We start from the raw sequence: 8209 nt of genomic DNA, 5'->3' as shown, positions 1-8209 counted from the left end.
GTGATATAGTCTCCGGCAAAGCGGGAATCAGTGCCGCTATTGTGGATCTTTCTCCCACCAGTGGCGATAAAACCCTTTCTAGTGCCTATAATCAAGCTTTAGCGGCTTTACCTGCGGTCGATTTCGCCCAGGATCGTGATTTGCCCTCTTGGGGTCATATTTTCTCCCAATATTGTCTGTTTATTCGTCCCGAAACCGCCGCCGAGGAAGGACAATTTTTACAAAGAGTAACAGATTTCTTGACAATTCACTGCAAATGTGCTAGGGAAAGTCAGCCTCTTTCTGGGGAAGAAGCGCGTATTTATTTACAGGGACAACGGGATTATTGTAGTCAACAGCAAAAAAACGATAAAACTCGGCGTGTACTAGAAAAAGCCTTTGGGTGGGAATGGGCAGAGCGTTATATGACAGGGGTTCTCTTTGATCTGCCCGATTAAACTGAACTATCCCTTTCCCCCTTGATCCTAGGGTTGATTCATCGTAGGGTTGATTCATGAATCAACCCTACCTTCAATGGAGCCGACAATTTTTAACACCTACCTCTTATTTAGAGATTTTCTGCAACCTCATCGCTATTTTTCCCATTTTTGAACTCTCAAACCCTAATTAGGCCAGAAGTCTCTTGAAACTTAACAATATTAACAGACAAGGACGGGAAAATAATTGCTAGATTGGGTTAGGTACAGTCAAATGTAACCGCGAGAACAAGAGAAAAAAGCCGGTTTTCCCTAGTAAAACCGTCAAAAGGCCTTAGCTTAATTTCTCGATTCTGACGATTAAATAAATATTAAAACAGCCGATGAATCTAACGAACTTTCCTTGGTTAACTGCCATCATCCTTTTTCCCATCGTCGCTGCTTTATTGGTTCCCATAATTCCCGATAAAGACGGTAAAACCGTGAGATGGTTTGCTCTGACGGTGGGATTAATCGACTTTGCCCTAATTATCTACGCTTTCTACACCAGTTACGATTTCGCTAATCCCAATCTGCAATTAGTGGAAAGTTACCAATGGTTGCCCGAAATTGACCTAAGATGGTCATTAGGAGCCGATGGCCTCTCCATGCCTCTGATTATCTTAACGGGATTTATCACCACTCTAGCTATCTTAGCGGCTTGGCCGGTCACTTTTAAACCGAAACTATTCTACTTCCTGATGCTGTTGATGTACGGGGGACAGATTGCGGTGTTTGCCGTGCAGGATCTGTTACTGTTCTTCCTCGTCTGGGAATTAGAATTAGTCCCCGTCTATCTCATCCTCTCTATTTGGGGCGGTAAACGCCGTCTCTACGCGGCCACCAAATTTATCCTTTACACCGCCGGAGGCTCTCTCTTCATCCTTGTAGCGGCACTGACGATGGCTTTTTATGGCGATACCGTCTCCTTTGACATGGTGACTATTGCTGGTAAAGACTTCCCCCTGAAACTGCAATTATTCCTCTACGCTGGTTTTCTGATTGCCTACGGGGTAAAACTGCCGATTTTCCCCCTCCATACTTGGCTACCGGATGCCCACGGCGAAGCCACTGCCCCCGCCCATATGTTACTAGCGGGAATTTTGCTTAAAATGGGTGGTTATGCGCTCTTACGGATGAATATGGGGATGTTACCCGATGCTCATGCCGTTTTCGCCCCCGTTTTGGTGATTTTAGGGGTAGTTAATATTATCTACGCCGCCTTAACCTCCTTTGCCCAACGCAATCTTAAGCGCAAAATTGCCTATTCTTCCATCTCTCACATGGGATTTGTCCTGATTGGTATGGCTTCCTTTACCGATATTGGTACAAGTGGGGCGATGTTACAGATGATTTCCCACGGACTAATTGGCGCGAGTTTATTCTTTATGGTCGGTTGTACCTACGATCGCACCCATACCCTGATGTTAGACGAGATGGGCGGTGTCGGCAAGAAAATGAAGAAAGTTTTTGCCATGTGGACCACCTGTTCCCTCGCTTCCCTCGCTTTGCCCGGTATGAGCGGTTTTGTGGCGGAATTAATGGTATTTATCGGTTTTGCCACCAGTGATGCCTATAGTCCCACTTTCCGCGTCATCATCGTCTTTTTAGCGGCTATCGGTGTCATTCTCACCCCGATTTATCTCTTGTCCATGTTGCGAGAAATTCTCTACGGGCCGGAAAATAAGGAATTAGAAGAACACCATGCCCTCGTCGATGCGGAACCCCGGGAAGTCTTTATCATCGCTTCTCTATTAGTGCCAATTATCGGCATTGGACTCTATCCCAAAGTAGCCACGACAATTTACGATGCTACTACCAATAAATTAACCGCCCTAGCGCGTAATTCTGTCCCCAGTTTAGTGCAACAGGCAAAGGCAAAAACCGCTAGTTTCTCCCTTTATTCCCTCAAAGCCCCCGAAATCTAAGGAGTTATCAGTTATCAGTTATCAGATTTGAGTTTTAAGTGAGCAGTATTAAATAGCAGTTTCCTACTGTCTTTTCACTGTTTACTGATTACTGTTAACTGATAACCGAAAAATCCCCACCCTACCCAATCACCTCGTGTAAATCCGTCGGTGCGAGATGAGGATAAACCACTTCACCATCCTTAAACCAGATAATGCGCTGAGAGTGACGCGCCACATCAGCCTCGTGAGTTACCATCACGATAGTAATGCCACTGTTATTCAATTCCGAGAAAATAGCCATCACCTCTTGGGTAGTTTTCGAGTCTAGCGCCCCCGTCGGTTCATCAGCAAGTAATAATATGGGTTGATTGACAATTGCCCGGGCAATAGCGACGCGCTGCTGTTGTCCCCCCGATAATTGATTGGGTTTATTGTGCAGTCGATTATCTAATTTTACCTTCGTTAAAGCAGCGATCGCTCTTTCCTTTCTTTCTTGGGGAGAAACCCCACCATAAATCATCGGTAACATGACATTTTCCAGCGCACTCATCTGGGGTAAAAGATGGAATTGCTGGAAAACAAAGCCGATTTTACGATTGCGAATCTGAGCTAAATCCCCATCCGGCAGCGTAGAAACGTCGAGATTTTCTAGATAATAGGACCCCGAGGTGGGACGATCAAGACAGCCGATAATATTCATGGCTGTGGATTTTCCCGAACCCGAAGCCCCCATAATAGCGCAATATTCCCCTTTTTTTAGGCTTAAATTGATGTTATTGAGGGCTTTAACCATGGTTTCGCCACTGCCGTAGATTTTAGACACATTTTCGAGGCGAATAATTACTGGCTGATAGACTTCGGCTTTATCGTTGCGTTCGCTGAGAGAGGAAGTATCAAAACTCATGAAATAAATAGGGTTTGCGGCAAAAAGTTTTTCGTGGGTGTGGGATGTAGGGTGTGGGGTGTAGGGTTTTACCGATTTTCAGGCAAAAAGTGCCTAAATTTCCCCCCTGATCACGCCAAGGGCTGGCAGTTTTTGATTTCAAACAAGCTTAAAGATATTATCCAACAAGGTTTTTAGATTTATTCAGCCAGCCCTAAATAGAGATAAAACCATTAAATGCAGCTATTCTAACCTGAGCAATTCTCCATTCAAGCAACATCCTTGAGAAAACCGACTAAAGGCAAGAAAACCGGTGCTAAATTCGATCGAGCTACGGCTAAACAGGGATAGGAGCGATCACTATAATTTTCCCCCACCTGTAAGGGAAAAATCTTTTCTCCTAAAGAGATAAATACCCCGCCGGCGGCCTGTAGAATTGCCCAAACTGCGGCAATATCCCAGACTTTCGGGGTTGCTTCCACTCCTCCCAACACCGTGCCATCGGCAACCAAAAGCAGATTATAACTAGCCACTCCTATCATCCGCACTTTGCAGGGAAAGGGATTTTTTAATATATCTGTACTACGAGCGCAGAGATTAAACAGATGATTTTTGCTGGGAAAATCGTCGCTGGTGTGAATCGGTTGACCATCGCAGTAGGCCCCCTCTGGACCGGTTAAACCCGTCTCACCGTACCAATAACCATAATAGGCCTGTTTTAGGCAGGGGAGATAAACAAATCCGAACACGGGAGTCCCCCAGTAGAGAAGTCCTAGGGAAATGCCCCAGATGGGAATACCGCGAGTAAAATTAGTTGTACCGTCGATTGGATCCACTACCCAACACCATTCTTGATCCGGGAAAATATGGGTAGTTTCCTCGGTTAAGACTCCATGGTCCTGGAAAGTGCGGGCAATTAGCGCTCGCAATTCGCCATCGGACCAACGGTCGGCAGCCGTCACTAAAGTCCCGTCTGCTTTATTGTTGGCCTGTAATTTGCCAAAATCAGCTAGTAGGCGATCGCCCACCTGCTCGGTAGCCTGATAACAAAAGTCTAAAACCTGACTCCAAAAAGTTTCCATAATTTTCTCGTTCGTCTTCTAGTAGAATATTAAATCATTGTCTAAACTTAGGTAGTCGAGATTGAGCGCGGAAGCCCACCAGGAGATCAGACTAGCTACCCGTCTAGAAGCGATACTTTACCTCAAAGGGCAGCCTGTCCCCTTAACCGAGATGGTGACATTAACCAACAGCGATCGCTTGACGGTGGAAGATGCCATGATCGAGTTAATGTCCGATTATGCTCACCGGGATAGTGCCTTGGAAGTGGTGGAAACCCCCCTCGGTTATAGTTTACAATTGCGGTCAGCTTATCAGAATTTGATCGAAGACCTGATCCCGGCCGAATTAGGCACGGGAACTCTCCGCACTTTAGCAGCGATTGCGCTCAAAGGACCAATTTTGCAAGCGGATTTAATTAATTTACGGGGCAGTACGGCCTATCAACAGGTTCAGGACTTGGTAGAACGAGGATTTGTGAGAAAACGCAAGCAAAATGAAGGTAGATCGTACTGGTTAGAAGTAACCGATAAATTTCATCAATATTTCGAGGTTGACAATCTTAGGGAACAGGGTATTCTGGAAGCTACCGCTCAGGAATAAGGAGAGAGAGGGTATATTATGGGTAAATATTTCTGATCACTGAGCTAAACTTGAAGAAGATGGGGGGGACTTCAGGCAATCAAGAAGAGCGATTTGTTAACCTAGATCCAATAACCACTACAGCGTGGGAGTTCTGATGACTTTTAATCCTGATTTTTTTCCCTGGGAAACCGAAGAACAAAATGATAACTGTCTGATGCAGTATCTCCAGCAGCAGCATCCTGAAACCCTTGAGAGAATAGCCCAATCGGTCAGTAGCGAAATTAAAGATATTATCTCGCAAAACGTCAAGGGATTGGTGGGAATGTTGCCCTCAGAGGATTTTGCGGTACAAATCACCACAGACCGCGAAAATTTGGCGAATCTTCTCGCTTCAGCGATGATGACAGGTTATTTCCTCGGTCAAGTGGAGAAACGCCATCATTTAGAATCAATTTTGTTAGCTACAGAGTCAATTAAATTGGGCAAAAAACCAAAAATAGATTAATCTTCACCGAAGACAGAGACACTTTCATCGGTGTCTCTATCACTTTTTAACCCCCTTTGGCAAAACTCACCATCACCAAAATCGAGAGCAGGATACCGGGGACAAGTAAACCCGCTAATAATCCAAATTCAGTCAGCGTCATAGGAGAATATGCCCAAAATTCCATCACTTTTTACTCTAACCCCCTCTTCTGGCTACCTCAACAAAGCTTAAGGAAAATTTAAAGCCTTTTATCGCTTTTTCTCCCTACACAAACCAGAGAGAGTCTTTGTGGTGTGGGTAAGCGGTTTATAAGTGGCTGGTTATAATTAAATTAAAAATGGATTTATAGGTTCGATCCCCCCTGCCCCCCCCTTGATAAGGTAGGGTTGATTCATGAATCAACCCTACCCTTGATAAGGGGGTGTCTGATAATTTTTAACGCCTACCTACTTAATTCTTTTTTCAGTGCCTCGTATAAAGCTGAATAATCGTCCTCTGCGAATCCCATTTCTAAAGCTTTTTCCAGAAGGTGCTGTACTCCTGTTAGGGGAAAAGTGGTTAAATCTAACTTCTCCGATTCCTCTAAAAAGAGATTAACATCTTTGAGTAAATGTTTAGTGGGAAAGTTAGGGTTAGCATAATTTTCTTCTAACATTCTGGTTAATTTTTTGTCAAAAGTAGGCGCATATAAGGAACTTTGACGTAGGATAGTCATGAACTTTTCTATATCTACTCCTTGCTGGGATAAAAAAGCTAAACTCAAAGCAAAAGCACTGGTTAGAGAGGCAATTAATTGATTTAAAGCTAATTTTAACGCCGATGCGGTTCCCACTTCCCCGATTAACATCGGTTTTTGACCAAAATTTGCTAATAAATTTGACCATTGATGGAACTGTTTTTCCGTTGCTCCCACCATAACTAAGAGAGTGCCATTTTTAGCTTCGGGAATACTTCCTAACACGGGTGCTTCTAGATATTCTCCCCCTTTAGCCACAATTTGATCTCGCAGTTGTTTACTTTCAGAAGGAGCAATAGTTCCCATCTGGATAATAGTCCGATTATTAAAGTTAGATTGCTCGGAATTTAATCCTAAAACCTCTTGGATAGCGGCGGCATTAGTTAACATTAAAATCAGACAATCTGCCTCTTGAATGACTTGTTCAGGAGAGTTAACTGTTTTGGCTCCCAACTGCTGTAAAGGTGCTAATTTTTCTAAGGTGCGATTATAGGCAATAACAGGAATTTTCTGATTTAATAATCTTTCTATCATTGGTGTTCCCATTAATCCTGTTCCCAAAAATCCGACTTTCATAACTCAATTTTTCCTGATTTAGTGATTAGTTTTTACTTGTTTTTATGGCTGTCCAATGACGATTAGAAGACTGATAAATTTTAACATTTTTTAATCCCGATTGCTGGATTAAATCGGCAATTTCTGCTAGGGTAAAAGCCGCTCGCAACGAGTCTTGAAATAGTTGCGCTTGTCGGGGAGAAAAATTAGGATCGATTTCCCTCACCATCCCCTGGATTATTTCCTCGGAATCGGGACGGAATAAATCTCTTAAAAAAATGCCACCATGGGGTTTTAAAACTCGCTTAATTTCGCGTAAAAAAGGCAGAGGATTTTCGAGATGGTGGATTAAACTATTAGAAATAACTAAATCAAATTGCTCGGATTGGTAGGGAAGATTTTTTCCATCAACTTTTTCTAATTTGATCTGTTCTTGACAGTTAGCACTCAGGATATTTTTTTGACCAATTTCTAACATAGAATCGGCCAGATCAATAGCGATAATTTGCCATTGGGGACGCAGTTGACTGAGCATAATCGGAATGCGTGCAGTGCCAGTTCCTACATCTAACACCCTAGCATTAATGCCAGCCAATTGTACGGCTTCTTTAGCAAAATTAGTATTAACTTCGGTGAAGTCCATGGCATCATATTCGATCGCTTCTTCCCGATCATCCATTACTTCCGGTTCTAAAATTCTTTCCATAGAAAAGCTATCCTTAAGGATTACAATATTCACAATACATCGGATCGGCGGTTTTTTCACCGTTGGGAAAGAGTTTTTCCTCTCGATAATCACACCTTTGACAACCGTATAGTTCCAGTTTAATTAAAGAGGTGGGAAAGTGACATAAACCACAGGGTAAACCCGCTTTTCTTTCGATAATATCAAACCCCGGACAACCACAATTAGGACATAATTGACTAAGTTTCTGCACCAGATTTGTTGTTGCGGCAACAATTGCTTTCATCCGCGTGGGGTTGTGCATAGCGCGCATATCGGTTTCTAGGTGTACTTTGCCGTTTTTGTCAAGAATATCTTCAACAATTTTAACTAAATTTTTCTCGTCAGTAATTCCCTTAAAAATCTGCTCGGAGTCGAGAGAATTTTTATCAAACATCACCACTAAACCATGACTAGGAAACCCGATTTTTTCGGCAAATTCTAAAGCAGCTGCTAGATTAGTGACAGTTTGGTGAGCGTGATTAGTTTCCGTGACTATTGCTTGACCAATTATTTCTAGATTATGGACTCGATCGAGCAATAAAATCAATTCACGATTACAGGAAACTAATGGCAAGTTGGGATAGGGATAAAAACTACCCTCACTAGCAATTCCAATATCGTATCCCGAAAGCTTGATCGCTTGTTGTGCCTTCCTGCGAGCGGTTTCAATTTGTGTCCCGATGCGCTTAATATCCCGGGTAAAAGTGCCAAAGCGATCGGTATTAAAATTATCGGGTACAATCACCTTAAGACCTATTTCTTGCGCTAAAATCGGCGCTATTACCCGCTCTTTTCCGTGCATAGTCCCTAAA

The 8209-nt window shown here is 43.2% G+C and carries 8 protein-coding genes and 1 pseudogene; 4 read left to right on the top strand and 5 right to left on the bottom strand.

Annotation, left to right across the window (positions count from 1 at the left end; translation table 11 throughout):
- Together IQ242_RS10805 and ndhD1 are read left to right on the top strand one after the other, a co-directional pair.
- Positions 1 to 437, top strand: a pseudogene (locus tag IQ242_RS10805) (phycocyanobilin:ferredoxin oxidoreductase); the annotation flags it as partial.
- 362 nt (positions 438 to 799) lie between these two features.
- Positions 800 to 2383: a photosynthetic/respiratory NAD(P)H-quinone oxidoreductase subunit D1 gene (gene ndhD1 / locus IQ242_RS10800; protein WP_045360515.1), complete on the top strand. Its 1584-nt coding sequence runs from the start codon at positions 800 to 802 to the stop codon at positions 2381 to 2383.
- Between the two features lie 121 nt (positions 2384 to 2504).
- On the opposite strand, the gene IQ242_RS10795 is transcribed toward ndhD1, so the two are convergent.
- Positions 2505 to 3269: an ABC transporter ATP-binding protein gene (locus IQ242_RS10795; protein WP_193959970.1), complete on the bottom strand. Its 765-nt coding sequence runs from the start codon at positions 3267 to 3269 to the stop codon at positions 2505 to 2507.
- Positions 3270 to 3517: 248 nt separating this feature from the next.
- Positions 3518 to 4330, bottom strand: a complete 813-nt coding sequence (locus IQ242_RS10790; protein WP_193959969.1) for an inositol monophosphatase family protein — start codon at positions 4328 to 4330, stop codon at positions 3518 to 3520.
- Positions 4331 to 4391: 61 nt separating this feature from the next.
- On the opposite strand from IQ242_RS10790, the gene scpB reads away from it, so the two are divergent.
- Positions 4392 to 4910 carry an SMC-Scp complex subunit ScpB gene (gene scpB, locus IQ242_RS10785; RefSeq protein WP_193959968.1) on the top strand — a complete coding sequence of 173 codons (519 nt, stop codon included), beginning with the start codon at positions 4392 to 4394 and terminating at the stop codon, positions 4908 to 4910.
- Positions 4911 to 5046: 136 nt separating this feature from the next.
- The gene (locus tag IQ242_RS10780; protein WP_002803308.1) at positions 5047 to 5397 is read left to right on the top strand and encodes a DUF760 domain-containing protein; all 351 of its coding nucleotides are present in this window, start codon (positions 5047 to 5049) and stop codon (positions 5395 to 5397) included.
- 424 nt (positions 5398 to 5821) lie between these two features.
- Here the strand turns inward: IQ242_RS10780 and IQ242_RS10775 are convergent, their stop codons facing one another.
- From IQ242_RS10775 to IQ242_RS10765, 3 genes are all read right to left on the bottom strand, one after another.
- Complete coding sequence (locus tag IQ242_RS10775) at positions 5822 to 6691, bottom strand: NAD(P)-dependent oxidoreductase (RefSeq protein WP_193959967.1); 870 nt, start codon at positions 6689 to 6691, stop codon at positions 5822 to 5824.
- 25 nt (positions 6692 to 6716) lie between these two features.
- Positions 6717 to 7376 carry a class I SAM-dependent methyltransferase gene (locus IQ242_RS10770; RefSeq protein ID WP_193959966.1) on the bottom strand — a complete coding sequence of 220 codons (660 nt, stop codon included), beginning with the start codon at positions 7374 to 7376 and terminating at the stop codon, positions 6717 to 6719.
- Between the two features lie 13 nt (positions 7377 to 7389).
- Positions 7390 to 8209: DUF6671 family protein (locus tag IQ242_RS10765; RefSeq protein ID WP_228020925.1), on the bottom strand; the 820-nt coding region annotated here is incomplete at its 5' end.

It is taken from the genome of Microcystis sp. LEGE 08355, from assembly GCF_015207185.1.
Taxonomy (GTDB): domain Bacteria; phylum Cyanobacteriota; class Cyanobacteriia; order Cyanobacteriales; family Microcystaceae; genus Microcystis; species Microcystis panniformis.
This window is presented reverse-complemented; position numbering and strand designations above follow the sequence as displayed.

Excerpts from the sequence above, each read along its gene's own strand:
- ndhD1 (WP_045360515.1), top strand. The coding sequence starts at position 800 with ATGAATCTAACGAACTTTCCTTGGTTAACTGCCATCATCCTTTTTCCC.
- IQ242_RS10795 (WP_193959970.1), bottom strand. The coding sequence starts at position 3,269 with ATGAGTTTTGATACTTCCTCTCTCAGCGAACGCAACGATAAAGCCGAA.
- IQ242_RS10790 (WP_193959969.1), bottom strand. The coding sequence starts at position 4,330 with ATGGAAACTTTTTGGAGTCAGGTTTTAGACTTTTGTTATCAGGCTACC.
- IQ242_RS10780 (WP_002803308.1), top strand. The coding sequence starts at position 5,047 with ATGACTTTTAATCCTGATTTTTTTCCCTGGGAAACCGAAGAACAAAAT.
- IQ242_RS10775 (WP_193959967.1), bottom strand. The coding sequence starts at position 6,691 with ATGAAAGTCGGATTTTTGGGAACAGGATTAATGGGAACACCAATGATA.
- IQ242_RS10770 (WP_193959966.1), bottom strand. The coding sequence starts at position 7,376 with ATGGAAAGAATTTTAGAACCGGAAGTAATGGATGATCGGGAAGAAGCG.